We start from the raw sequence: 24,812 nt of genomic DNA, 5'->3' as shown, positions 1-24,812 counted from the left end.
TTTGAGAAGAGTAGTTATTACTGGATTAGGGATTGTCTCAAGTTTAGGAAATAATCAGTCCGAAGTTAAAGATAGTCTTTATCATGGCAAATCAGGGATTACCTTTCAGCCTGAATATGCGGAAAGAGGTCTTCGTTCGCAGGTTGCCGGATCAGTTAGCATAAATTACGAAGAATTAATTGATCGCAAACTTCTTCGCTTTATGGCCAAAGGCCATGCCTATGCATGGATTGCTATGCAGGAGGCTATCAAAGATGCTCAACTAAGTGAAGACTTGATATCTAATACAATGACAGGTTTGATTGTTGGGGCAGGTGGTACATCAACCGAATCTATGCTCCATGGAACAGAAGTCCTGGCTGAAAAAGGAATCAGACGAGTCGGCCCTTATATGGTAACTAAAACAATGTCTAATGGTGTTGCAGCTTGTTTAGCCACTGGTGCAAAGATCAAAGGAATAAATTACTCTATAAGCTCAGCTTGTTCCACCAGCGCTCATTGTATTGGTAATGCAGTTGAGCAAATTCAGCTTGGCAAACAAGATATTGTTTTTGCAGGAGGGGCGGAAGAAGAACATTGGACCATGAGTTATCTATTTGATGCAATGGGAGCCATGTCATCAAAGTTTAATGATGCACCTGAAACCGCGTCAAGAACTTATGATAAAGACAGAGATGGATTTGTAATTTCCGGCGGTGCAGGAATTTTAGTTTTAGAAGAATATGAACATGCAATAAAAAGGAGCGCGACTATTTATGCCGAGGTGACTGGTTATGGAGCAACTTCAGATGGTCACGACATGGTTGCTCCAAGTGGAGAAGGTGCTGAGCGATCAATGATTATGGCATTAGGAAATATTGATAAAGTTGATTATATAAATACACATGGCACAAGTACACCAGTTGGCGATATTGTTGAAATTAATGCAATTAAAAATGTTTTTGCTTCAGGAAGATTTGGAGATATCCCATTAATTGCTTCAACTAAGTCATTATCAGGTCATGCCTTGGGCGCAGCTGGGGTTAATGAAGCTATTTATTCTCTTATCATGATGAAAAATAATTTTATTGCCGCCTCGGCAAATGTGGACAATATTGATGAAAATATACAGGATGTAACAATTGTAACTAGATTAATTGAAAATAAAGTAATTAACACGGTTATGTCAAATAGCTTTGGATTTGGCGGCACTAATGCAACCCTGCTTTTCTCAAAAATTAATTAAGAACTACAATTAAAGCAGCTTCCCTCAATTCTGACATAGTAATATTGTAAGTTCGATAACCACTTTCAAGTTTCATAAACTCTATTCCGATTTGCATCGAGATAATCTCTTTATATTTCTCGACACGAGTAAATTCAATATTGTCTTTAGATGCAACAATAATTAGCTCAAGATTTCTTTTCTTATGAATATCTTTAATTAATTGAGTTACATCTAGTGAGGATAAATTCGCAATACTTAAAACTTCATTGGGTAAAACAATTATAGATTGACTATACTTTTTATTATTAATTTTTAAACAATTTTCTTCGTAGGCACTGATATAATTAAGTTCTTTATCAGTCATTTCATGAAATTTCATAATCTGATAATTTGTTGATAATTTTATTTATTATATAGTTTTTAAAGTGAAAAAAATTCAAAAATCTAATAAGCTTGATGACGTTTGTTACGACATTCGTGGGCCTGTGTTGGGTCATGCAAAGCAAATGGAGGAGTCAGGCCATAAAATCATAAAAATGAACATTGGCAACCCAGCTGCATTCGGATTTGAGGCACCTGATGAAATTACCCAAGATGTTATCAGAAATATGTCTCAAGCATCTGGTTATACTGAAAGCCACGGTTTTTTTGCACCAAGAAAATCAATCATGCATTATGCGCAAGAAAAATATATAAAAGATGTCGATGTGGATGACATTATCATTGGTAATGGTGTTTCAGAATTAATTGTTATGGCGATGCAAGGTCTAATCAACAACGAAGATGAAGTTCTTATCCCAATGCCAGACTATCCACTTTGGACAGCTGCAGTTAAGCTTGCCGGTGGAAAACCAGTTCATTATTTATGTGATGAAAAGCAAAAATGGTATCCAGATTTAAATGACATTAAATCTAAAGTGACATCAAAGACAAAAGCAATAGTGGTTATTAATCCAAACAATCCAACTGGAGCTTTGTATCCGGATGAGATTTTGCAAGGGATTATTCAAATTGCTAGAGAGAAAAATCTGATTATTATGGCAGATGAGATTTACGATAAGGTTCTTTATGATGGAAAAAAACATACTTCAATTGCATCATTAGCTGACGATATAGTTTTTTTAACTTTTAACGGTTTATCCAAAAATTATAGAGCTTGTGGATATCGTGCTGGGTGGCTCATTTTGTCCGGAGATAAAAAAAATGCAACAGATTATTTAGAAGGATTAAATATGCTTGCGTCAATGAGACTGTGCTCGAATGTACCAGGTCAATTAGCAATTCAAACTGCTCTTGGCGGCTATCAAAGTATTAATGATCTTGTTGCTCCTGAGGGGAGGTTGGCGAGACAAAGAGATTTAGCCTATGATCTCATGTCGCAAATTCCTGGAATAAGCTGTGTTAAGCCTGATGCTGCTATGTACTTATTTCCAAGACTTGATCCAAAAAAATATAAAATTGATAATGATCAAGAACTTATTTTGAAGATTCTAATTGATACAAAAGTGCTTTTGGTTCAGGGAAGCGGTTTTAATTGGTGTGATACAAATCACTTTAGAGTTGTCTTTTTGCCTGATGAAGATAATTTAAAAGTGGCGTTTACAAGATTGAATGAATTTTTTACAGGAATTGTCAAATAATGAGTAAGTTTAGAATAGGAATTTTGGGTTTTGGAACTGTTGGCTCTGGGGTCTTTAATGTTTTGCAGGAAAATCATGATGAAATTCTTTCTAAAACAGGTATAGATTTTGAAATTGTATCCATATTAGATTTAGATCATGAAAAAATTATAAGCGTTGCTAAAGATAAAAAAATGATAGCAAAAGACATTGATGATTTAATCAATACATCTGATGTGGTGCTTGAATTAATTGGTGGAACTAGAATTGCTTTTGACTTTGCTAAAAAAGCTTTAAATGCTAAGAAGCATTTGGTTACAGCCAATAAAGCACTAATTGCTCTGCATGGGACTGAGCTTTTTAATTTAGCAAAAGAAAATAATGTCTCAATCCTCTATGAAGCCTCAGTAGCAGGTGGAATTCCAATTATTAAAGTATTACGTGAAGGCGTGGTTTCAAATAAGGTGGAATGGGTGGCTGGGATTTTGAATGGAACGACCAATTACATACTTACTGAAATGAAAAATAATGGGCTTTCATTTGAAACAGCATTATCTCAGGCGCAATCATTAGGTTATGCTGAGGCCGACCCAACTTTTGATATTGAAGGGATTGATGCAGCTCACAAGATTACAATTATTGCATCAATTGCTTTTGGTGTTGCATTAAACTATAACGACGTATTTGTCGAAGGTATCAGTAATCTTCAATTAAAAGATGTGGCTTATGCTGAAGAGCTTGGCTACAGAATTAAGTTGATAGGCTTGGCAAAGAAAGTAAATCAAGATATTGAGGTGAGAGTGCATCCGACCTTGATCTCTGAAACGCAGCTAGTTGCAAATGTAGACGGGCCGATGAATGCAGTTTTGGTAATGGGCAACATGTTAGGTCCGACTCTTTATTACGGTGCTGGAGCAGGGTCTGATCCAACAGCGAGTGCAGTATTGTCTGATGTCATTGATTTGGCACGCTCAATTTCCAAAGGAAATAAAGTATTTCATATCCCTTCCTTTGGTTATGAAGATTCAAGTTTATCCTCATTGAAGTTTAAAAAAATAAATCAGATAAGTTCTGGATATTACATTAGAGCTAATTTTATTGATGCAGCAGGAGTGCTTGCAAAAATAACATCTTTATTTGCTGATAAAAATATTTCAATTGATGAGATGCATCAAAAAATGCTGAAAAAAAATCAAACAGAAAATGATGTCATTATTGTAGTCAAGAATGCTCAAGAAAAAGAAATTAATGGCATTATTGATGACATTCAAAAAATGCAATCAAATGTTGGAAATGTTGTCAAAATAAGACTTGAAGAGCTGATAAAATGAAGTATATCTCTACGCGTGGACAAGCACCAAAAATAAATTTTAGTGAGACCTTAATCACCGGATTAGCCTCTGATGGTGGATTGTATTTACCAGAAAATTACCCTAACTTATCAACAGACAATCTTGAGGAGTTTCGAAATCTATCATATTCCGATTTAGCTTTTGCAATCATGAAATTATTTATTGACGATGATGACATTCCTCATGATGAGCTAAGAAATATTATTAATAAAACATATACCAAAGAAATATTTTCCTATACTCGTGACACTCAAGATTCAAACGATATTACTCCATTAACAAAAGTAGATAATCATTTATATCTTCTTTCATTATCTAATGGTCCAACATTAGCTTTTAAAGATATTGCAATGCAATTTCTTGGAAATATTTTTGAATATCTTTTACATAAAAATAATAAGACATTAAATATATTAGGAGCTACTTCGGGAGATACAGGCTCTGCTGCCGAATATGCCATGATTGGTAAAAAGGGCGTAAACGTATTTATGTTATCACCTCGTGGAAAAATGAGTCCATTTCAAACTGCTCAAATGTACAGTTTGCAAGATAATAATATTTTTAATATATCTATTGATGGTTTTTTTGATGACTGTCAGGATATTGTTAAAGGAGTTTCCAATGACCTTGATTTTAAGAATCAGAATCAAATTGGCGCAGTTAACTCAATTAACTGGGGAAGAATTATTGCTCAAGTGGTCTATTATTTTAAGGGGTATTTTTCCTCAACAAATGCCTCTAATGAAGTGATTGACGTAACAGTTCCATCAGGTAATTTTGGTAATATCTGTGCTGGACATATATCTAGAATGATGGGGTTGCCAATAAGAAAACTTGTTGTGGCAACAAATGAAAATAATGTTCTTGATGAGTTTTTCAAAACTGGTGTGTATAAACCAAGAACATCAGATGACACATATCATACATCCAGTCCTTCAATGGATATTTCCAAGGCATCAAATTTTGAGAGATTTATATTTGATTTAATTGAACGAAATCCTGATGAATTAAGATCTCTATGGAAAAAAATTGATAAAGGTGAAAGTTTTGATTTATCAAATACAGGCTACTTTGGAAAAGTATCTAATTACGGTTTCACGTCTTCATCAAGCTCACACCAAAATCGCTTACATTTTATAAAGTTATTACATAAAAAATATAATTTGATTATTGATACACATACTGCTGATGGATTCAAGGCAGCCTTTGATCATTTTGATCAGACTGAAGCTATTCCAATGGTGGTTCTAGAAACTGCTTTGCCAACTAAATTTGAAGAAACAGTATTGGAGGCAATTAAGATGAAACCACCCAGACCAGACGGCTTGTCTAATATCGAACAATTACCACAAAAGTCATTTGAGGTTGATAATGATATTAATCAAGTAAAACAATTTATTGAAAGTCATTCTTAACTTATGCGGCAATATTTGGACTTATTGAATCATGTTCTTGAACATGGCGATAAAAAAGAGGACAGAACAGGTACAGGTACCATTTCTGTTTTTGGTTACCAGATGCGATTTGATTTGTCGGAAAAATTCCCACTATTAACAACAAAAAAAGTACACCTTAAGTCAGTTATTCATGAGCTGCTCTGGTTTCTAAAGGGCTCAACAAATATCCGTTACCTAAAAGAAAATGAGGTAAGCATATGGGATGAATGGGCAGATGAAAATGGTAATCTTGGACCAGTCTATGGGTCCCAATGGAGATCATGGCAAACCACTGATGGAAGAACGATTGATCAAATTTCTAATTTAATCAACACTATAAAAAACAATCCTGACTCAAGAAGATTGATTGTCTCGGCATGGAATGTAGGCGAGATAGATCAAATGAAATTGCCACCTTGCCATTGTTTTTTTCAATTCTATGTTGCAAATAATAAGTTATCTTGTCAGCTCTACCAAAGAAGTGCAGATATTTTTCTTGGCGTGCCCTTTAATATTGCTTCATATGCACTTTTGACGTTAATGATAGCTCAGGTAACCGATTTAACACCAGGAGAATTTGTGCATACATTAGGTGATGCGCACATATATAGTAATCATATTGAGCAAGTACATCAGCAATTATCACGAGATGTAAAGGATTTACCTATTATGAGAATTAATCCACATGTTAAAGATATTTTTAGCTTTAAATATGAGGATTTCGAGATATCAAATTATGATCCTCATCCATTAATTAAAGCTCCTGTTGCGGTATAGTGAATAAATTTTCAATCATTGTTGCTATGTCTGAAAATTATGTCATTGGCTTAAATAACTCGTTACCATGGCGCTTGTCTGATGATCTAAAACGCTTTAAAGAAATTACTACTGGACATCAAATAGTGATGGGTAGAAAAACCTATGAATCAATTGGTAGACCATTACCAAATAGAGATAACTTTGTTTTAACCAGAAATGCAAAGCTACAAATTGATGGCATTAATGTAATTAAATCGTTAAATGATATTCCAAGTTCTGACAAAAAAACTTTCATAATTGGGGGGGGCGAAATTTACACCCAACTGATTAATAGTTGCGATGAGTTATTGGTAACTAAAATTCACTGTGAAATTGATGGCGATGCATATTTTCCCATCATAGATCTTTCTGTATGGAGTTTGATAAATCAGTCAGAAAAATTTACTGAAAATGATTTGGAATATTCCTATCTGACTTATAGAAAAATTTAAATTAAGTTTTTACGCAATCAACAAAATAGGAAGCTTTACCATTTAAGGAATCTTTGACTAATCCATGATTGTCTGTTTCAAATCCTGGAAATAGCTCATTAAACTCTTTAGCAAACCGTAAGTAATTAACTATTTTTTTATTAAATTTTTCCCCTGGAATAAGAAGTGGAATCCCAGGTGGGTAGGGGGTAAGTAATACTGATGTCACTCTTCCCTCAAGCTCATCAATGGCAATTCTTTCGATCTCTTTATGCGCCATTTTTGCAAAAGCCTCTGTCGGTTTCATAGCAGTTTCAATATCAGATAGATACATATCCGTAGTCAATTTTGCTACATCATACTTACGATAGACTTCATGTATTTCATTACAAAGATCTCTTAAGCCTTTTCTTTCATATTGTGGATACTTCTGGGTAAATTCAGGGAGCACTCTCCAGATTGGTTGATTTTTATCATAATCATCCTTAAATTGCTGAAGTGCAGCCAGAAGTGTATTCCATCGACCTTTGGTAATCCCAATTGTGAACATAATAAAGAATGAGTACAAACCAGTTTTTTCAACAATTACCCCATGTTCTGCGAGATACTTGGTTACAATTGATGCGGGGATACCGATATCATCATCAAATTCACCTTTCATATTTAAACCAGGGGTAATAATTGTCGCCTTGATCGGGTCAAGCATGTTGAAGCCCTCCGATAGCTTATCAAACCCATGCCAATTATCCTCAGATTTAAGCATCCATGAATCGCGTGTTTCAATGCCTTCTTCGCTTAAGTCATCTGGCCCCCAGACTTTAAACCACCAATCCTGACCCCAGTCACTATCTACTTTCCTCATTGCTCTTCTAAAATCCAAAGCTTCCATTATGGATTCTTCAACTAGAGCTGACCCTCCCGGCTGTTCCATCATGGCAGCAGCTACATCACAGCTAGCAATAATTGAATATTGAGGACTAGTAGAGCAATGCATTAAATAAGATTCATTAAATACATCTCGGTCAAGTTTATTATTTTCAGCATCTTGCACAAGAATTTGTGAGGCCTGACTTAATCCAGCTAATAATTTATGAGTCGATTGGGTAGAAAAAATCATACTGTCTTTACATTTCGGACGATCTTCACCAATTGCGTGATAATCGCCATAAAAGTTATGAAAAACTGCATGAGGAAGCCATGCTTCATCAAAATGTAGGGTATCAATTTTTCCATCAAGCATTTCTTTAATTTCTTCAACGTTATATAACACTCCGTCATATGTTGATTGGGTGATTGTAAGAACTCGAGGTTTTTGTTTTTTATTCTCAATGAATGGATTTGAATCAATTTTTTTTTGGATATTGTCCCAGCTAAACTCTTCTTTAGGAATGGGGCCAATAATGCCAAAATGGTTCCTCGTCGGCATAAGAAAAATTGGAATAGCGCCGGTCATTGTAATAGAGTGCAACACCGATTTATGACAATTTCTGTCTACTATTACAATATCACCAGGTGCAACAGTCGAATGCCATACCATTTTATTAGAAGTGGATGTTCCGTTGGTAACAAAATAACAATGGTCAGCATTATAAATTCTTGCAGCATTTTTCTCTGATGCTGCAACAGGACCGGTATGATCAAGAAGTTGTCCTAGCTCATCAACCGCATTACAAACATCTGCACGAAGCATATTTTCACCGAAAAACTGATGAAACATTTGACCAACAGGAGACTTTAAAAAAGCAACCCCACCAGAGTGACCAGGACAATGCCATGAATATGAGCCATCAGCTGCGTAGTGAGTTAGGGCTCGAAAAAAGGGAGGTGGAAGGCTATCCAGATAGGATCTGGCTTCTCTTGTAATATATTTTGCAATAAATTCGGGTGTATCTTCATTCATATGAATGAAGCCATTTAATTCACGTAAAACTTCATTTGGTATGTGACGGCTGGTTCTTGTTTCGCCATGAAGAAAGATAGGTATCTCATCATTACGGTATCGAATTTCATCTACAAAATCTTTAAGACTTTTAATTGCTTTTGGATTTTCTTCCACAAATTCTTCATCGTCAATTGCTAAAATAAAAGCTGAGGCTCTGCTTTGCTGTTGTGCGAAGGAAGCAAGATCCACATAACTTGTGACGCCGACTGCCTCAAAACCCTCTTTTTTGATGGCCTCAGCAAGAAGCCTGATTCCAAAACCAGAAGAATTTTCTGATCTAAAATCTTCATCAATAATAATAATTGGAAAGTTAAATTTCATTATATTTTCGGCGGAGTAACGCCGGTTTGACCTTGATATTTACCGCCACGATCTTTGTAAGACACTTCACAAACCTCATCAGATTCAAAAAATAGAACCTGCGCACAACCTTCTCCGGCATATATTTTTGCAGGTAGGGGCGTGGTATTGCTAAACTCTAAAGTGACATAACCCTCCCATTCAGGTTCGAATGGAGTGACATTAACGATAATTCCGCATCTTGCATAAGTAGATTTACCAAGACAAACTGTTAGTACATTTCTAGGTATTTTAAAGAATTCAACCGTTCTTGCTAGAGCGAAAGAGTTAGGGGGGATAATACAATGATCTGATTCAAATTCAACAAAAGAATTTGGGTCAAACTTCTTGGGGTCAACAATAGTGGAATTAATATTTGTAAACACTTTAAATTCATTTGCACATCTAATGTCATAACCATAGCTAGAGGTGCCATATGAAACAATTTTGTATCCATCTTTTTCTCGAATCAATCCTGGTTCAAAGGGTGAAATCATGCCATGATTTTCTGCCATTTCCCTTATCCAACGATCAGATTTAATTGCCATAATTATCCTAAAAAAATTATTACTCTATATTAATACTACTGCGCCAAAATTGATCTGAATTTTCAAAAATAATTTTTGAGTCAACCGGATCTTTTGATCCGGCAGGATAACAATGAACTGGAACTGATGTGTCCTGCCATTTTTCAATAATTGGGTCTATCAGTTTCCATTGAGCTTTCACTTCATCAATATGTAAAAATCTAGATTGATTACCTTCAATAAGGTCAAGCAGTAAGGTTTCATAAGAATCAATAGTTTCGTCTCCTTCGAACCTTATCCCTCCATCAAGTTGTATTTTTCTAGATTTTGTGTCATCGAGTCCTGGAACTTTTGTATTCATTTCAATGTGAATTGACTCTTTTGGCTGAATGCTAATAATAATCCAGTTATCATTTATTTCACCACTGGGTGTTGTTGTTGGTTTTAATTTTACGGAAATATAGGTTGCATTTTCGTGTAACCTTTTGGCAGTTCGAAGATAGATTGGAACATCTTTCCATCGATCATTATCAATAAAAAATTTAACTGCTGCATATGTTTCAACATTACTATCTTGACCTAATTCTTCTAGGTAACCTTTAACTTCACCTTCATTTGATATCGTTCCCGCAGTATACTGTGCCCTAAAAACATACTTTTCAAAATTATTAATTGGTACCGGTTTAATTTGGTTCAACAGCTTGACTTTCTCATCTCTTACATCGTTGGGAGAAAAACTTTTTGGCTTTTCCATAGTGGCAAGCGTTAAGGTTTGTAGGATATGACTTTGCATCATATCTCTTAGGGCGCCGGTGGCATCATAAAATGTTGTTCTGTCGCCTACACCTAATGTTTCATGATTTGTTATCTGTATGTGATCAATGTATTGCCTATTCCAGATTGGTTCAAGGAGAGTGTTATAAAAACGTGTGAATAATATATTTTGTAATGCAAATTTACCTAAGTAATGATCTATACGATAAATTTGAGATTCTTTAAGATGTTTGGAAATTGAATCCTGAAGAACTTGAGCTGTTTCAGTATTTACCCCAAAAGGCTTTTCAATTAAAACTCTTTTCCAGTGACTTGATTCATCAAGCAGTTTAGCTTCAGCTAGTTGATCAACAATCAAAGCGAAATCAGATGGCCTGACTGATAAAAAGAAAGCTAAATTCTGTGAAAACCCTTCTTGACCTAATCTATCTGACAGTTTTATGAAAGCATCAGGATCATCTGGTAGGTTGGCGTGATATATATTTCTTTTTAGAAAACGATCTAATACAGTTTGATTTAGATCTTTATCATATTTGGCGCGAATTATACTTTTTAGGTTTATCATCCATTCCGCATGTGACTCTTCTTGCCGACCAATTGATACAATTTTCATGTCCGGATGAAGTTTTCCAGCGAGATCTAATTTAAACAACCCAGGAAATAGTTTTACTCTAGCTAAGTTACCTTTGGCGCCAAATAAGAGAAGGGTAGAAGCTTCTTTTTGCGTCATAACTTAACCTTTTTTTCTTAACAGGTGACCGCCAAATGCATTACGCATAATTGACAGTAGCTTATATCCGTAGCCTTTTTGTTTTTCTTGTGATCTGAACCTTACTTGAAGAGCTAAGGTTAATACTGGGGCAGGAATTCCTAAATCAACAGACTCAACAACAGTCCATCGCCCTTCACCTGAGTCGGCAACATAAGGTTCAATATTATCAAGGTTTTGATCTCCCTTTAGAGATTCAGCTGTTAGATCGAGCAACCAGCTTCTAACCACTGAGCCATGTCGCCAAAGTTCAGTTACTTTGGCTAAATCAATGTCAAACTCCGTTTTTCCTTTAAGAAGCTCTAAACCTTCAGCAAAAGATTCCATCATTCCATATTCGATTCCGTTGTGAATCATTTTTGTGTAGTGGCCAGAGCCAATTGGACCTACATGAAGCCAGCCATCTTGTTGTGTAGGTGCAAGAGCTCTTAGAACAGGCTCAACTGCTTTCGCAACATCATTGTCAGCACCGACCATTAAGCAATATCCATTCTCTAGACCCCAAACACCGCCTGAGGTACCGCAGTCCATAAAGCCAATATTGTGCTCTTTTAACATCGCTCCAATTTTGACGCTGTGCTTATAGTTAGAATTGCCTCCATCCACAATGATGTCTCCAGGATTTAACATAGGGATAAGGTCATCAATTTGTTTTTCTGTGACTTCTCCAGCTGGGAGCATCATCCAGATGATTCTTTGTCCTTCAAGCTGATTAACCGCATCTTCAACTGAGCTGGCTGGAATTAAATTTTCTTCTTGCTCAAGCTTAGCAACCATTTCTGATGACATGTCAAATCCGACCACATTAATTCCATTGCGAATTAAACGTGTAGCCATATTTCCACCCATTTTTCCTAGTCCAAGCATTGCAATTTTCATATTTATCCTTTTGTTAAAGTTATTTTTTTGGTAATCTTGTGAATTACATTTTAAGGTCAGAATTATACCAAACGATGAGATAGTCTGATAGTTTTTAATCCCTCAAATAATATAAAAATCAATATGCATCAAAAACTTAACTGGAAAGAATTCGCAGATAAAAATGAGCTTGAATCAATATTACTTCAAGACATTGTAGATATTGCAAATAATGCAATAAAGAAAAATGGAAATTTTAAAATTGTGATGGCTGGCGGATCAACCCCTGAAAGGTTATATAAATCATTTCTCAATATTCAAAATCAAAATTTCAGTAACTGGGAATTATATGTTGGCGATGAAAGATGCCTTCCAGTAGACGATGAAGGTAGAAACAGTTTAATGATAAAGCGATCATTCATTGATCATCTGCCAGAGGATTTAAAACCAAAATTTTTTCCCATTAATAGCGAAAAAGGATCTAAAGAAGCTGCTAATGAATACAACACTATTGTTGATAAGGTGAATCGATTTGATCTTGTCTTATTGGGTCTGGGAGAAGATGGACATACCGCGAGCCTATTTCCTGAGCATTGCTGGGATAACCAATTGAATGTCGTTCCAGTATCGAATGCACCCAAACCGCCTTCAGATAGAGTTTCAATGACTCCTAAAGCATTTTTAAAAGCTGAAAAAATATTTTTTATAGTGACAGGTCATGGAAAGATAGAGCCATTTAATGCATGGAAACAAGGAGACGGGATTCCTGCTTCAAAAATTATGTCCGATAATCTTATCGATATTTACTGTAATTTTGATTAACTTTTTTGAATTATAATTTTAGGAAATTTATCTTTAAAATTTTCTTTCATTTGGGCAATTTTGATACTCACTTTTTCAGCGATTGATAAGAATGCGTCATTTATGGATGGATTTTCATTATCTAACAATGGAGGCACTCCTGAGTCCATTCTCTTCTGAATCATCGCGTTTAGAGGTATCGAACCCAGTAATAAAATATTATTTTTAGCAGCCAAATTTTTCCCTCCATCTTCACCAAAAATATGCTCATGATGACCACAATTTGGACATTCAAAAACAGCCATATTTTCCACCAGACCAATGTTTGGAATATTTACTTTTTCAAACATACCAATACCTTTTTGTGCATCTATTAAAGCTACATCTTGGGGAGTGGTGACAATGACAGAGCCTGTCACAGGAACTTTTTGAGCTAGTGTAAGTTGAGTGTCTCCTGTGCCTGGAGGTAAATCAATTATTAAGTAATCTAAATTATCCCAATTTGTCTCATTAAGGAGTTGTTGCAAGGTATTAGTAACCATAGGCCCTCTCCATACAATAGGAGTATCTGGATCGACAAGATAACCTATGGACATGGTTTGAATGCCATGTGAAACTATAGGCTCCATACTTTTTCCATCTCGTGATTCTGGTTTTTTATTAGCGCCAAACATTAATGGTTGACTTGGCCCATAAATATCAGCATCCAGAATGCCAACTCTTGCACCCAATTGATGCAATGCAATTGCAAGATTACATGCAACGGTTGATTTCCCAACACCGCCTTTACCAGAAGCAACTGCAATAATATTCTTTACATTTTTGATGCTTTCCGTTGTCCCTTGGGTTTTGTGGCTGACTACATCCAACTCAAGTGAAATATTGATTTTTTTTTCTATGTTGCCTAAGCATTCAGTAATCTTGTTTTTATAATTCTGCTCAAGATTTTTGAATGTAAAACCTACCTTAATAGTTATATTTAACTGATCTTCAGTTTCATCTACAGTTATATTTTTTTTAAGAAAAGGTTTGACTTGATTGTGTTCATCAAAAATTTTTTCTAATAAATCTTTTATATTTTCCATTGCACTATATTTCGGTTGAATTGATAATTATTTGTTAGAATACGATCATTATTTTTTTATAAAGTTTACATGCGAAGAATTTTAATTACATCTGCACTTCCTTACGCTAATGGGAGTATACATCTTGGACACCTGGTTGAATATATTCAAACAGATATTTGGTCAAGATTTCAAAAAATGAATGGCCATGAAGTTTTTTATGTGTGTGCTGATGACACGCATGGAACACCGATCATGATTAAGGCGCAAAATGAAGGGATCACCCCAAAACAACTGATTGCTGATGTTCATAAAGAACATACCAAGGATTTTGCAGACTTTTATGTGAATTTTGATAATTTTTATACAACTGATTCAGAAGAAAATAAGCTATTTTCTGAGGAAATTTTTAAATCTTTAGAAAAAAACAAAAAAATTTCTTCTAAAGAGATAGAGCAATATTTTGATAATGATAAACAAATGTTTCTTCCAGACAGGTTTATTAAAGGGGAATGCCCAAAATGTAATGCAAAGGATCAGTATGGCGATTCTTGCGAAGCTTGTGGAGCTACTTATTCACCAACAGATTTGATTAAACCTTACTCATCATTATCTGGCTCCACTCCAGTAAAGAAAAAAACAAAACATTACTTTTTTAATTTATCTGAATGCGAACAATTTTTAAAAGATTGGACGGCATCTGGAACTTTACAACCTGAAGCAGAGAATAAAATCCAAGAATGGTTTAAATCCGGGTTACAAGATTGGGATATAACAAGAGATAAGCCATATTTTGGTTTTTTGATTCCTGGTGAAACAGATAAATATTTTTATGTTTGGCTGGATGCACCTATTGGATATATGGCCAGCTTTAAAAACCTAATTGATCAAAAAGGAAAAATTAATTTTGATGATTTTTGGTCGTCCGATAGTTCAACAGAGCTTTATCATTTTATTGGAAAAGATATATTGTATTTTCATGCATTATTTTGGCCAGCAACATTACATTTCTCTGGTTACAGAAAGCCTACGAAAATTTTTGCGCATGGTTTTTTAACAGTCAATGGTGAAAAAATGTCTAAATCTAGAGGCACGTTCATTACTGCTAGAAGTTTTTTAGACAACATTCATGAGCCAGAATTTTTGAGATATTATTTTGCATCTAAGTTAAATGACTCAATGTCTGATATAGATTTGAATTTAGATGACTTAATGTCTAAAGTAAATTCTGATTTAGTAGGGAAGTTGGTGAATATTCCAAGCAGAACATTCGGATTTATTCATAAATTATTTAATGGAAAGATTAGGTTAATAGATCAATTACCATCAGGTAGTAAATATTCACAGTTGGTATCAAAATCGATCGAACTTAAAAATGAAATAGTGGTTTTGTATGAGTCCCGGTTGTACAGCCAATTAGTCAGAAAAGTTTTCACATTAGTTGAAGAGATAAATGAATTAATAAGTGATGAGCAACCTTGGAGTTTAGCAAAAGACTATCAACAGAATAGCGAACAGCTTCATAATATTCTTACAACATCTGCAATTGTTTTTAGAAATTCAATAATTTATCTTTCTCCAATCCTTCCAAATTTATCTCAAGAAGTAGCCAGTTTATTTAATGAGACTGATTTTAATAGCTTTGAGCAAGTTAAAGATAATATTAAAAAAATCAATAAATATAATCATTTATATCAAAGGCTTGATAAAGATAATTTAGTTAAATTAATTGAAAATAATAAAAAAATGGACAATACAAATAACAAAAAAAAAGAGCATGACAAAGAAAATCATATTTCTATTGATGATTTTAGTAAAATAGATCTTCGTGTGGCAGAAGTGATTCAAGCAAGTCATGTAGATGGCGCTGATAAATTATTGCATGTAACTTTAAATGTTGGGAAGTTAGGTAAGAAAAATGTATTTGCTGGAATAAAATCCAAATACAATCCAGAGTCTTTAATTGGCAAGAAAGTAAGCTTTGTTGCTAATCTTGCACCTAGAAAAATGAAGTTTGGAGTTTCAGAAGGAATGATTCTTGCCGCATCAGACAGTAACGAAGGACCGTTTATTTTATTAGCTGATGATGGTGCTCAGGCTGGTATGAAAATCAAATAAAACTAATTGATTTTTTGATTAATCTTCTCGATTAAAGCTGCAGGATCCTCGCTTAAAGTAATAGGTCTGCCGATCACAAGATAATTAGATCCTTGTGTTATGGCATCTTCTGGAGTTGTCACTCTCTTTTGATCATCATTACTATTCGCAAGTCTTATCCCTGGCGTTACAAATTGAAATTTTTCTTTTACTAAAGGTTTAATTGAGCAAATATCATTTGCTGAACAGACGATTCCATCCATTCCAGAATTTTCAGATAGTGTGGTTAAATAAGCAATTTGGTCAAGTAAATTATTTTTAAAACCTAATTCTTGGTAGGAAGAATTATCATAGCTAGTAAGAATTGTGACAGCAATTAAAATAGGTTTGTTTGAAGAGGAGTCTACAGCCTCTCTTGCAGCAAGCAACATTTGTTTTCCACCTGATGCATGCACATTAACCATCCAGACACCTAAATTGCAGCTTGCTTTAATAGCTTTTGATACCGTATTTGGAATATCATGGAATTTTAAATCTAAAAAAATTTCAAATCCATATTGTTGTATTAATTTGATAACATTTGGCCCCTCGTTAGTAAAAAGCTCCTTACCAACTTTTACTCTGCAATTTTGACCTTTGACCTTTTTTAGAAAACCTTCCGTTTCACTTAGAGATTCGAAATCAAGAGCTACAATAATTTTGGAGTTATTCATTATTTGCTAATATCTTTAAGTTCGTTGGAAATTGTTTCCCAAGAGTTACATGCTGGGCATTGCCAATGATGTTGTTTAGCCTTAAAACCACAATGATTACATACGTGAAATAGTTTAGTACCAATACTATTTTTAATCACCTGTTGTATCAGTTTAGTATCACTATCATTATCATCACTTAGAGACTTTGCGCTAAACAACTGATCTAGTACTTCAATAGACGGTTTTTTAATTAAATTATTTTTGGCAAATTCTTCAGCATTTTTTGGCCCTTCTTTTTGGAGAATAAAATTAAAGATCACCGAATCTATTTGGTTTATTCCGTAACTCTCTCTTAAATGAGAAAGGAAAGATAAACATTCATTCTGTTTGTTTAGCTTTTCATAACATTCTAAAAATTTCCCTGCTATTAAGATAAATTCAGTAGGTTTTTGTAGTTCGATTCTTTTCCAAATTTCTATTGCAGACTTGTAGTTTTGTTTTTCAAATTCCAACTCGCCAAGAATAATATTTGCTCGGGTTGAATTTTTGTAAATATCCAACGATTGTTCGAGATGTTTTATTGCATGGTCTTTTTTTTCAATAATTATTTTTTCTAAAGCTAGTTCACATAAAAAATGACTAATCTGTAATCTGTAAGAAGTACCAAAATTTTGTTCAACTTCTTTGCCATATTTAATGGCAGATTCCCAATGTCTTTGTTTAATGGATATATCTAACAAAATTTTTAATTTAAATTCTTGATATTGTTCATTTAAAATTTCTGTTGAAATTGTGTCGCATCGGTCATAAAATCCGGCTGTAAAATAATCTTGCATAAGCTCAGCTTTAACAGATTCAATTTGTTGTGGCGTTAACTCTTTCTGTTCTAATAATTTATTGTGAAGATTAATTGCTTGATCAATTTTTCCAAGTTTTCGAAATATGTTACCTAAAATGAAATGCAGCTCAAGGGAGTCTGGTTTTATTCTGATTGCGTCAGAAAAACATTCGGATGCTTTTTCATAATCTTGAAAGAGGATGTAATTAAGACCTTTGAAGTAAGAGGCGGGTAAATCGGTGGTTTCAGATATTATATGCTTAATATCAATTCGAGCAGCAATCCATCCCAGCCCAAAAAAAAATGGGATAAGCAAAAGCCACCAAAGCTCAAATTCAACCATATCTAATTAAGAAAGAAAATATTATAAAAAGTATACTTTAAAAGTTACTTATCAACACGAGATCTCAGCTCTTTTCCAGCTTTGAAATGGGGGACAAGTTTTTCACTGATATGAACTTTTTCACCTGTTTTGGGATTTCTACCGATTCTTGCAGGTCTTTTATTTAATGAAAAGCTACCGAAACCTCTAATTTCAATTCTTTTGCCATTGTTCAGTGTTTTTGACATTGAATCCAATATATTCTTCACAACCAACTCAGCATCTTTTTGAAGAAGATGCTGAAATTGTGCAGATAACTTTTCAATAAGTTCTGATCGTGTCATTGTTTAAATAAATTATTCCTTATCTGTCGCATCACTCATCTTTGCTTTTAAAAGAGCTCCAAGATTAGTGGTGCCAGCATTTTCTGGTTCTTTTTCGACACTTGTTTTAGCTTTTTTTGTCTCTTTTTTGCCAGACGAAGAACCATCATCTATCGCTTCTTCAGTATAGTCATCTGAAAGTTGCTTGATACCAAGCGATATTCTTTCTTTGTCTACATCAATAGCAAGTATTTTTGCTTCAACTTCGTCACCTTTTTTATACTTTTTCACAGCTTCTTCATTTGATTCGGTTGCAGATATATCTGAAAGATGAATAAGTCCGTCAATACCTCCATCTAGCCCAATAAATATACCAAAGTCAGTAATTGATTTAATCGATCCTTTGATTGTTTCACCTTGTTTGTGATCATTTTCAAAAGCTTGCCAAGGATTCTCTTTACATTGTTTGATACCAAGCGATAATCTTCTTTTGCTTTCATCAACTTCAAGAATCATTACTTCAACCTCATCCCCGAGGTTTACAACTTTAGTTGGATGAATATTCTTATTTGTCCAATCCATTTCAGAAACATGAACTAGTCCTTCTATGCCAGTTTCAATTTCAACGAACGCACCATAATCTGTGAGATTTGAAACTTTACCAAACATTCTAGTTGCTACTGGGTACCGTCTTTCTAAGCCAACCCATGGATCATCGCCAAGTTGTTTTAAGCCCAGTGAAACTCTATTTTTATCTTGATCATACTTTAAGACCTTGGCTTCGATTTCATCACCTACATTTAAAACCTCAGATGGATGTTTAATTCTTTTCCATGCAAGGTCAGTAATATGGAGCAATCCATCGATACCACCTAAATCTACAAACGCACCATAATCGGTAATATTTTTAATAATTCCTTTAACAGTTGCGCCTTCAGTGAGTGATTCAATAATCGATTCACGGTCAGCTCCCATTTGTTCTTCTAGGACTGCTTTTCTTGAAACAACAATATTATTTCTTTTTTTATCGATCTTAATAACTTTTAATTCAGTTTCTTTATTTTCATATGGCGATGTATCTTTTACTGGTCTTGAATCAACTAATGATCCAGGTAAGAATGCAGTAATTCCTTTAACTGATACTCTAAGGCCACCTTTTACTCTTGAGCTGACAAAACCTGATACTGTAGTCTTATCATTCATTGCATTCTCAAGGTCTTCCCAGGCTTGAATTTTTTTTGCTCTATCTCGAGAAAGAATTGTTGAACCATATCCATCTTCAAGTTTTTCGATAGCCACTTTTACAAAGTCACCAACTGCAACCTCAACTTCTCTTTTGTCATTATAAAATTCATCAGCTTTAATAAAGCTCTCTGACTTTAATCCTGCATTAACAATGACTACATCTGAGTCAATAGATACAACCTCCGCTGTAATAATCTCTCCCTGACGCATTTCTTTGAGGGCAAGACTTTCTTCAAGCATTGCTGCGAAATTTTCGTTATTCTTTGTTTCTGTTGTTTTCGTTAAAGTTGTCATTAAAATATCCAATTCCCATCTAGCAATGGGGTTATTAATCAAACTTCATAGTTTGGAGCTATGAAGAACTCAAATGTCACCAAGTATAAAGTTAATAACTTGGCTAGGAGATAATTCAGTTGTATCAATAATCACTGCATTCGCTGCAGGAACCAATGGTGATATAGTTCTATTGGTATCACGAAAATCTCGTTCTTGTAATTCAACTACAAGGTCGGCTATGCTAACATCAAAACCTTTAGAAATCAACTGTTTATATCTTCGACTAGCTCTTTCTTCAACAGTTGCTGTAAGAAAAAACTTAAATTTCGCTTCTGGGAATACAACAGTCCCCATATCTCTTCCCTCGGCAACTAACCCAGGTTTTTTTAAGAATGATCTTTGTAAATCCAGAATACTTTCCCTAACAGTCTTTTTAGCAGCAATTAATGAAGCCATTTTAGCAATAGACTCTGTTCTGATAGCATCAGTTACATCTCGATCATTTAAATAAATTGTATCTTCTATAAATTGAATTTTTGCTTTTAGGATGCTTTCTTTTACTAATGCATCATTATCAATTGGAATATTATTTTTCTTGAGATGAAATCCTAGTATTCTATAAATGGCACCAGAATCTAAATAGTTTAACTTTAATTCTTGTGATAATTGCTTTGCAATAGTTCCTTTACCTGATCCTGCAGGGCCATCAATAGTTATGAGATTCATGATAGTAATTTCAAAAAATCATTAAAGTAATTAGGATAGGTTTTGTTAACACACTCTGGATCTTGAATTTCAACAGATTTATTTGCTAAACAAGCAAGTGAAAAACACATTGCTATTCTATGATCGTCATAAGTATGCACGGAGACATTGTCTGAAATATTCGTGGGAGGAATTATTTTTAATGAATTCTCTGTGGATGTCACAGTTGCTCCAAATTTCCTTAGCTCATTTTCCATAGCTACAATTCGATCTGTTTCTTTAACCTTCCAGCTATTTATATTAAATAACTCCAATGGTGAACTGGTAAACAATCCCATCGCAGCCAGAGTCATCGCCGCATCTGGAATCGCAATACAATCAAATTGACCTCCGACTAGAGTATTAGCTTTACTCACATCGATTGAATTTTTATTGTAAGTAATATCAGCACCCATTTTTTTTAATACTTCCAAGAATTGAATATCACCCTGAATGGATTCTTTGCTAAGACCTTCTACTCTGACATTGCCGCTTAAGGCGGCTGCTGCAAAGAAATAGCTAGCAGAGGATGCATCGGGTTCGATATCTATTAATCCACTATCTAATGAATATAACTTCGGATTGTCGTTGCAATTGAATTCAAAACTTGAGTAATTGTGATTAATGTAATTGATATTAAATAGTTTGAGCAGCTTTATTGTAATATCAATATAAGGTTTTGAAATCAGTTCTCCATCTATATTTAATTTAAAATCTTTCCCAAGCAAAGGAACAGCCATTAAAAGACTGGTGAGGAATTGGCTGGAGACACTCCCTTTAATGGATATATTTGTTGTGCCATTAAATTTAAAATCAGAAATCTGAACGGGAGGGTATCCTATATTCTTTAGATATTTTATATCTGCACCAATGCTTGATAAGCTATCGACTAAATCTTTGATGGGCCTTTCATGCATTCTTTCAACTCCATCAAGCCGATAATTTCCACCCAAAATAGACAATAAAGCACAGAGAGGCCTATATGCCGTTCCTGCGTTTCCAAGAAAAAGATCAGCTGAATTATTAAATTTTTTTGGATCTCCAAAAATTGTAATCTTGTCTTTCGTATCTTGGCTGATTGAAACCCCCAAGTCTTCGAGAGCTTTAATCATGTATTTTGAATCGTCGGAAATAAGATGATTAGTCAATGAAATACTTTGATTACAGAGACTACTCAGAAGAAGTAATCTATTAGTAATGCTTTTTGATCCAGGCGGCTTTATCACACCGTTAATTTTTGATTTAGGAGCTAATTTAAGAGATAAATTTTTATTCATTCCAATTGCTTCTTAGAATGCTTGCATGTTGAAGATATTGTTCTAAATCATCCTCATTGATAATGATAGATTCAAATTTTTCAATCTGTTGTTTAAATTCATTTAAATCTTTTAAACAAGCCTCTTTATTATCAATAAAGATATCCCTCCACATTTCTGGCGAGCTTGCGGCGATTCTTGTGAAGTCACGAAAGCCGCTAGCCGCAAATCTTAACAACTCATCCTTGTTATCTTTATTATTTAACATGCTCATAAAAATCATTGCTAATGCATGCGGAAGATGGCTGACAGTTGAGAAAATTTCATCATGTTTCATAGCGTCCATGATTAATGAAATGCCTTCCAATGAATTCCAAAAATTAATAATAAAATCGATATCTTCATTGGTATTTTTTTCATGTGGTGTGATGATTATATTTTTATTTTTAAAAAGCCCAAGTTGTGCCGCATCAGGTCCATGTTTTTCTGAACCGGCGATAGGGTGAGAACCAATAAATTTATGATAGTGTTCATTTAGCAGATGGCTTGCATCCTTTAGTACATTATTTTTTGTACTGCCCACATCTGTAATTAATGTAGTAGTGGATAAATATGGATTTATTTTTTTAAATATAGAGCTGTATTGTTTAACAGGAGTGGCAATGATTATTAAATCAGCTTGTTTTAAATCCTCAAAACTTTCTGAAATTTCATGCACTAGACCTAATTGCTTTGCTTTCTTTAAAGACTCATGTTTACGACCAAAACCAACCACCTGTTTTGCTAGATTTTTTGAAATACATTCCTTGCCTATGGATCCACCAAGCAGCCCAAGACCAATAATACAAATTTTATTCATTAAAAATTTTCCACTGTTTATCTTCAAAAAGCTCAAACGGCTTAAACTTAGTTTTATAATTCATTTTATCATTTTCCTTGATCCAGTATCCTAGATAAAGATACGGCAAACTTTCTCTCTTACATTTTTCTATCAGCCAGAGTATTGAATAGGTTCCTAAACCTTGATTCAAGCAATCTTGATCATAGAACGTGTAGACTGCAGAAATGCCATCATTGAGATAATCCAAAATACTTACCATAAGCAATTCTTCATCATGAAAAAACTTTATTTTTTTTGATATGAAATTACTGGTAAGAAGAAAGTTTTTATATTCTTCCTTTTGATCTTCAAGAGAAGAAGATAGGTCGTTATGTCGTATTTTTTGATATCTTGAATATAGGAGGAAATCTTCTTCTGAGTAATCTAGATTTTCTTCAATTACTCTTAAATTATTTTTCTTAAAACATCTTTCCTGAGATCTATTTCGTTTGAATTGATAAACGTCCAATCGAATTGGAGTGCAAGCCTCACAATTATGACAGTGGGGCTTATAGACGTGATTTCCACTTCTTCTAAAACCAATCGTGATTAGATTGTCAAATTCATTTTGATTTACATCTTGGTAGGGCGAGGCAACGATAGATTGTGCTTTTTTTTCCGGTAGATAACCGCAATTGTAATTTGCAGTTAAATAAAATTGAATTTTTTTGAATTCTTTATTCTCTGGAACGCTCATCACATTATTATATCCATAAATTTATCTCGTGATATGAGCTCACCACCCCATTGAGAAATATGCTCGGATTTGACTTGGGCATCAATGACCCCAATCCCTTTATCTTTCAGCCATCTACATAAATAATAAAAACAAACTTTAGATGCATTATTTTCAAGATGAAACATTGATTCTCCAAAAAACGCAGTTTTGGTGAGCATTCCATATATCCCACCAACTAAATCATTCTCCAAATTATAAACCTCAAAAGAATGGGTATATCCCATTTGATGAAGCTTTGTATAGCTGGCGATGATTCTTGAGTCTATCCAAGTCCCTGTTTGATTTCTTTGCATATTTTTACAAGCATGAATAACAGCCGAAAAATTTTTATTAATATGAAATATAAATTTATTTTTCTTTATTTCTTTAAGCAATGTTTTAGATGGTTTGTACTTTTCAATAAATAACACCTGTCGAGGGTTTGGTGACCACCAGAGGATAGGCTCACTTTGGTTAAACCAAGGAAAAATTCCATATTTATAAGACGATAGAATAAGATTAACATCCAAATCCTCAGAAATACCAACTAGGCCATCGTCTGGAATGTTGGTAAAATCAATCTTGCAAAAATCAGATGGTTCTCTAATTAATAAAATTTTATTCTCCATGCTGTTTATAATAAATGAATGAATCACATTAATGTATTACTCAAACTCCTAATCGCGCTTTGTTGGTTTTTTAGCAATCAAGTTTTTGCTAATACAACTTTATATGAACTGACTGATCATGAAGGAAGAACACATTTTATTTTTGGCACCTTTCATTCTGATGACAGTAGAATTACTTCGTTTAATGCAAATTTATTAACATCTATCAAAAACTCAAGCCTATTTTTAATGGAGACCGATGAACTCTCTGATCCAAAGCATATTCAATCCAATATTAATTTTATTGATCAGCTCAGTGAGGATGAGTTAGATAGCTTGAAAAAGTTATCAGATTATCATGTGATGTTTTTTGATCGGATTGCTTCAATGAAGCCATGGTTGTTGGCATTTATATTAGACTCACCCAGACCTGCAACGCCATTTAATCAAGATAATTTATTAAAAAGATATGCTGAAGATTCTGGAATTCCTACCAGAGGACTGATGCCTACAAGTGATCATTTTTCCGCATTGGATTTTTTAACTGACGAAGAACAAATTTTGTTACTAAAGAATTCATTAATGAGGCCGATGGAAGTTAAAGATGAAAATTATGAAAAGTTGATTCGGGTGTACATGGATGGTGACTTAGATCATATTATGAATATGAATGAATCTATGACATCTGAAATCATGACTGACATTTTATGGAATAAAATCAAACAAAAAATCCTAGTCGACCGAAATCATATTTTTAATCAACAAATATATGAGGCAATGAAAAAAGATAATGTTTTTGTAGCAATTGGAGCATCTCACTTGGCTGGCTTTTCAGGTGTTTTAAACTTTTTTAAAGACATGGGTTTTGAGGTAAAAAATATTAATTACTAGTA

24 protein-coding genes are annotated in these 24,812 nt (G+C 34.1%); 9 read left to right on the top strand and 15 right to left on the bottom strand.

The window, feature by feature from the left end; all coding sequences use genetic code 11:
- The first annotated feature begins 1 nt into the window (after position 1).
- Positions 2–1,225 carry a beta-ketoacyl-ACP synthase I gene (fabB, locus tag QFA95_RS04495; protein ID WP_486462346.1) on the top strand — a complete coding sequence of 408 codons (1,224 nt, stop codon included), beginning with the start codon at positions 2–4 and terminating at the stop codon, positions 1,223–1,225.
- Here the strand turns inward: fabB and QFA95_RS04490 are convergent.
- The gene (locus QFA95_RS04490; protein ID WP_486462345.1) at positions 1,218–1,586 is read right to left on the bottom strand and encodes an MTH938/NDUFAF3 family protein; all 369 of its coding nucleotides are present in this window, start codon (positions 1,584–1,586) and stop codon (positions 1,218–1,220) included. The two genes, fabB and QFA95_RS04490, sit on opposite strands and share 8 nt — an antisense overlap.
- Positions 1,587–1,632: 46 nt before the next feature.
- On the opposite strand from QFA95_RS04490, the gene QFA95_RS04485 reads away from it, so the two are divergent.
- From QFA95_RS04485 to QFA95_RS04465, 5 genes are read left to right on the top strand one after another with little or no spacing between them, the layout of a single operon-like run.
- Positions 1,633–2,847 (top strand): pyridoxal phosphate-dependent aminotransferase, encoded by a 1,215-nt coding sequence (locus tag QFA95_RS04485; protein WP_486462344.1) that lies wholly within the window; start codon positions 1,633–1,635, stop codon positions 2,845–2,847.
- Positions 2,847–4,157: a homoserine dehydrogenase gene (locus tag QFA95_RS04480; RefSeq protein WP_486462343.1), complete on the top strand. Its 1,311-nt coding sequence runs from the start codon at positions 2,847–2,849 to the stop codon at positions 4,155–4,157. Before QFA95_RS04485 ends, QFA95_RS04480 begins: the two co-directional genes overlap by 1 nt.
- Positions 4,154–5,593 (top strand): threonine synthase, encoded by a 1,440-nt coding sequence (gene thrC / locus QFA95_RS04475; protein WP_486462342.1) that lies wholly within the window; start codon positions 4,154–4,156, stop codon positions 5,591–5,593. Before QFA95_RS04480 ends, thrC begins: the two co-directional genes overlap by 4 nt.
- A 3-nt stretch (positions 5,594–5,596) precedes the next feature.
- Positions 5,597–6,391 carry a thymidylate synthase gene (locus QFA95_RS04470; protein WP_486462341.1) on the top strand — a complete coding sequence of 265 codons (795 nt, stop codon included), beginning with the start codon at positions 5,597–5,599 and terminating at the stop codon, positions 6,389–6,391.
- Positions 6,391–6,864, top strand: a complete 474-nt coding sequence (locus QFA95_RS04465) for a dihydrofolate reductase (RefSeq protein ID WP_486462340.1) — start codon at positions 6,391–6,393, stop codon at positions 6,862–6,864. The genes QFA95_RS04470 and QFA95_RS04465 overlap by 1 nt, the downstream gene beginning before the upstream one ends.
- 1 nt (position 6,865) lies before the next feature.
- On the opposite strand, the gene QFA95_RS04460 is transcribed toward QFA95_RS04465, so the two are convergent.
- The 4 genes from QFA95_RS04460 to gnd are packed head-to-tail and all read right to left on the bottom strand — an operon-like array spanning position 6,866 to position 12,073.
- Positions 6,866–9,106, bottom strand: coding sequence for an Orn/Lys/Arg family decarboxylase (locus QFA95_RS04460; RefSeq protein ID WP_486462339.1), 2,241 nt, complete (start codon positions 9,104–9,106; stop codon positions 6,866–6,868).
- Positions 9,106–9,672 (bottom strand): dCTP deaminase, encoded by a 567-nt coding sequence (gene dcd, locus QFA95_RS04455; RefSeq protein WP_486462338.1) that lies wholly within the window; start codon positions 9,670–9,672, stop codon positions 9,106–9,108. Before dcd ends, QFA95_RS04460 begins: the two co-directional genes overlap by 1 nt.
- A gap of 19 nt (positions 9,673–9,691) precedes the next feature.
- Positions 9,692–11,155: a glucose-6-phosphate dehydrogenase gene (gene zwf, locus QFA95_RS04450; protein ID WP_486462337.1), complete on the bottom strand. Its 1,464-nt coding sequence runs from the start codon at positions 11,153–11,155 to the stop codon at positions 9,692–9,694.
- Positions 11,156–11,158: 3 nt separating this feature from the next.
- Positions 11,159–12,073, bottom strand: a complete 915-nt coding sequence (gene gnd, locus QFA95_RS04445; protein ID WP_486462336.1) for a phosphogluconate dehydrogenase (NAD(+)-dependent, decarboxylating) — start codon at positions 12,071–12,073, stop codon at positions 11,159–11,161.
- Positions 12,074–12,196: 123 nt separating this feature from the next.
- Here gnd and pgl point away from each other — a divergent pair, with 123 nt between their 5' ends.
- Positions 12,197–12,874, top strand: coding sequence for a 6-phosphogluconolactonase (gene pgl, locus QFA95_RS04440; protein WP_486462335.1), 678 nt, complete (start codon positions 12,197–12,199; stop codon positions 12,872–12,874).
- On the opposite strand, the gene apbC is transcribed toward pgl, so the two are convergent.
- Positions 12,871–13,938 carry an iron-sulfur cluster carrier protein ApbC gene (gene apbC, locus QFA95_RS04435; RefSeq protein WP_486462334.1) on the bottom strand — a complete coding sequence of 356 codons (1,068 nt, stop codon included), beginning with the start codon at positions 13,936–13,938 and terminating at the stop codon, positions 12,871–12,873. The genes pgl and apbC overlap by 4 nt on opposite strands.
- A gap of 69 nt (positions 13,939–14,007) precedes the next feature.
- Between apbC and metG the strand changes: the two genes are divergently transcribed.
- Positions 14,008–16,035, top strand: coding sequence for a methionine--tRNA ligase (metG, locus tag QFA95_RS04430; protein WP_486462333.1), 2,028 nt, complete (start codon positions 14,008–14,010; stop codon positions 16,033–16,035).
- Positions 16,036–16,037: 2 nt separating this feature from the next.
- On the opposite strand, the gene pyrF is transcribed toward metG, so the two are convergent.
- The 9 genes from pyrF to aat all read right to left on the bottom strand — a co-directional run bounded on the left by pyrF (position 16,038) and on the right by aat (position 23,940).
- Complete coding sequence (gene pyrF / locus QFA95_RS04425) at positions 16,038–16,727, bottom strand: orotidine-5'-phosphate decarboxylase (protein WP_486462332.1); 690 nt, start codon at positions 16,725–16,727, stop codon at positions 16,038–16,040.
- Positions 16,727–17,890 (bottom strand): lipopolysaccharide assembly protein LapB, encoded by a 1,164-nt coding sequence (locus QFA95_RS04420; protein WP_486462331.1) that lies wholly within the window; start codon positions 17,888–17,890, stop codon positions 16,727–16,729. The genes pyrF and QFA95_RS04420 overlap by 1 nt, the downstream gene beginning before the upstream one ends.
- Before the next feature lie 44 nt (positions 17,891–17,934).
- Positions 17,935–18,213, bottom strand: coding sequence for an integration host factor subunit beta (locus tag QFA95_RS04415; protein ID WP_486462330.1), 279 nt, complete (start codon positions 18,211–18,213; stop codon positions 17,935–17,937).
- A gap of 12 nt (positions 18,214–18,225) precedes the next feature.
- Positions 18,226–19,731 carry a 30S ribosomal protein S1 gene (gene rpsA, locus QFA95_RS04410; protein WP_486462329.1) on the bottom strand — a complete coding sequence of 502 codons (1,506 nt, stop codon included), beginning with the start codon at positions 19,729–19,731 and terminating at the stop codon, positions 18,226–18,228.
- 69 nt (positions 19,732–19,800) lie between these two features.
- Positions 19,801–20,439, bottom strand: a complete 639-nt coding sequence (gene cmk, locus QFA95_RS04405) for a (d)CMP kinase (RefSeq protein WP_486462328.1) — start codon at positions 20,437–20,439, stop codon at positions 19,801–19,803.
- Positions 20,436–21,734: a 3-phosphoshikimate 1-carboxyvinyltransferase gene (gene aroA / locus QFA95_RS04400; RefSeq protein WP_486462327.1), complete on the bottom strand. Its 1,299-nt coding sequence runs from the start codon at positions 21,732–21,734 to the stop codon at positions 20,436–20,438. The genes cmk and aroA overlap by 4 nt, the downstream gene beginning before the upstream one ends.
- On the bottom strand, positions 21,727–22,572 hold the full coding sequence (locus tag QFA95_RS04395) for a prephenate dehydrogenase (protein ID WP_486462326.1): 846 nt from the start codon (positions 22,570–22,572) through the stop codon (positions 21,727–21,729). Before QFA95_RS04395 ends, aroA begins: the two co-directional genes overlap by 8 nt.
- On the bottom strand, positions 22,565–23,290 hold the full coding sequence (locus QFA95_RS04390; protein WP_486462325.1) for an arginyltransferase: 726 nt from the start codon (positions 23,288–23,290) through the stop codon (positions 22,565–22,567). The genes QFA95_RS04395 and QFA95_RS04390 overlap by 8 nt, the downstream gene beginning before the upstream one ends.
- On the bottom strand, positions 23,290–23,940 hold the full coding sequence (aat, locus tag QFA95_RS04385) for a leucyl/phenylalanyl-tRNA--protein transferase (protein ID WP_486462324.1): 651 nt from the start codon (positions 23,938–23,940) through the stop codon (positions 23,290–23,292). The genes QFA95_RS04390 and aat overlap by 1 nt, the downstream gene beginning before the upstream one ends.
- An 18-nt stretch (positions 23,941–23,958) precedes the next feature.
- Here aat and QFA95_RS04380 point away from each other — a divergent pair, with 18 nt between their 5' ends.
- Positions 23,959–24,810: a TraB/GumN family protein gene (locus tag QFA95_RS04380; protein WP_486462323.1), complete on the top strand. Its 852-nt coding sequence runs from the start codon at positions 23,959–23,961 to the stop codon at positions 24,808–24,810.
- Positions 24,811–24,812 lie beyond the last annotated feature (2 nt).

Origin of the sequence: Candidatus Methylolitoribacter marinus (assembly GCF_051853155.1) — a bacterium.
Taxonomy (GTDB): domain Bacteria; phylum Pseudomonadota; class Gammaproteobacteria; order Burkholderiales; family Methylophilaceae; genus BACL14.
The sequence above is the reverse complement of the archived record's forward strand: the minus strand, read 5'-3'. Positions and strand labels throughout refer to the sequence as shown.

Bases quoted from the DNA above. Each gene is read 5' to 3' on its own strand.
- QFA95_RS04490 (WP_486462345.1), bottom strand. From the start codon at position 1,586: ATGAAATTTCATGAAATGACTGATAAAGAACTTAATTATATCAGTGCC.
- QFA95_RS04480 (WP_486462343.1), top strand. From the start codon at position 2,847: ATGAGTAAGTTTAGAATAGGAATTTTGGGTTTTGGAACTGTTGGCTCT.
- thrC (WP_486462342.1), top strand. From the start codon at position 4,154: ATGAAGTATATCTCTACGCGTGGACAAGCACCAAAAATAAATTTTAGT.
- QFA95_RS04470 (WP_486462341.1), top strand. From the start codon at position 5,597: ATGCGGCAATATTTGGACTTATTGAATCATGTTCTTGAACATGGCGAT.
- QFA95_RS04460 (WP_486462339.1), bottom strand. From the start codon at position 9,106: ATGAAATTTAACTTTCCAATTATTATTATTGATGAAGATTTTAGATCA.
- dcd (WP_486462338.1), bottom strand. From the start codon at position 9,672: ATGGCAATTAAATCTGATCGTTGGATAAGGGAAATGGCAGAAAATCAT.
- zwf (WP_486462337.1), bottom strand. From the start codon at position 11,155: ATGACGCAAAAAGAAGCTTCTACCCTTCTCTTATTTGGCGCCAAAGGT.
- gnd (WP_486462336.1), bottom strand. From the start codon at position 12,073: ATGAAAATTGCAATGCTTGGACTAGGAAAAATGGGTGGAAATATGGCT.
- pgl (WP_486462335.1), top strand. From the start codon at position 12,197: ATGCATCAAAAACTTAACTGGAAAGAATTCGCAGATAAAAATGAGCTT.
- apbC (WP_486462334.1), bottom strand. From the start codon at position 13,938: ATGGAAAATATAAAAGATTTATTAGAAAAAATTTTTGATGAACACAAT.
- metG (WP_486462333.1), top strand. From the start codon at position 14,008: ATGCGAAGAATTTTAATTACATCTGCACTTCCTTACGCTAATGGGAGT.
- pyrF (WP_486462332.1), bottom strand. From the start codon at position 16,727: ATGAATAACTCCAAAATTATTGTAGCTCTTGATTTCGAATCTCTAAGT.
- QFA95_RS04420 (WP_486462331.1), bottom strand. From the start codon at position 17,890: ATGGTTGAATTTGAGCTTTGGTGGCTTTTGCTTATCCCATTTTTTTTT.
- QFA95_RS04415 (WP_486462330.1), bottom strand. From the start codon at position 18,213: ATGACACGATCAGAACTTATTGAAAAGTTATCTGCACAATTTCAGCAT.
- rpsA (WP_486462329.1), bottom strand. From the start codon at position 19,731: ATGACAACTTTAACGAAAACAACAGAAACAAAGAATAACGAAAATTTC.
- cmk (WP_486462328.1), bottom strand. From the start codon at position 20,439: ATGAATCTCATAACTATTGATGGCCCTGCAGGATCAGGTAAAGGAACT.
- aroA (WP_486462327.1), bottom strand. From the start codon at position 21,734: ATGAATAAAAATTTATCTCTTAAATTAGCTCCTAAATCAAAAATTAAC.
- QFA95_RS04395 (WP_486462326.1), bottom strand. From the start codon at position 22,572: ATGAATAAAATTTGTATTATTGGTCTTGGGCTGCTTGGTGGATCCATA.
- QFA95_RS04390 (WP_486462325.1), bottom strand. From the start codon at position 23,290: ATGAGCGTTCCAGAGAATAAAGAATTCAAAAAAATTCAATTTTATTTA.
- aat (WP_486462324.1), bottom strand. From the start codon at position 23,940: ATGGAGAATAAAATTTTATTAATTAGAGAACCATCTGATTTTTGCAAG.
- QFA95_RS04380 (WP_486462323.1), top strand. From the start codon at position 23,959: ATGAATCACATTAATGTATTACTCAAACTCCTAATCGCGCTTTGTTGG.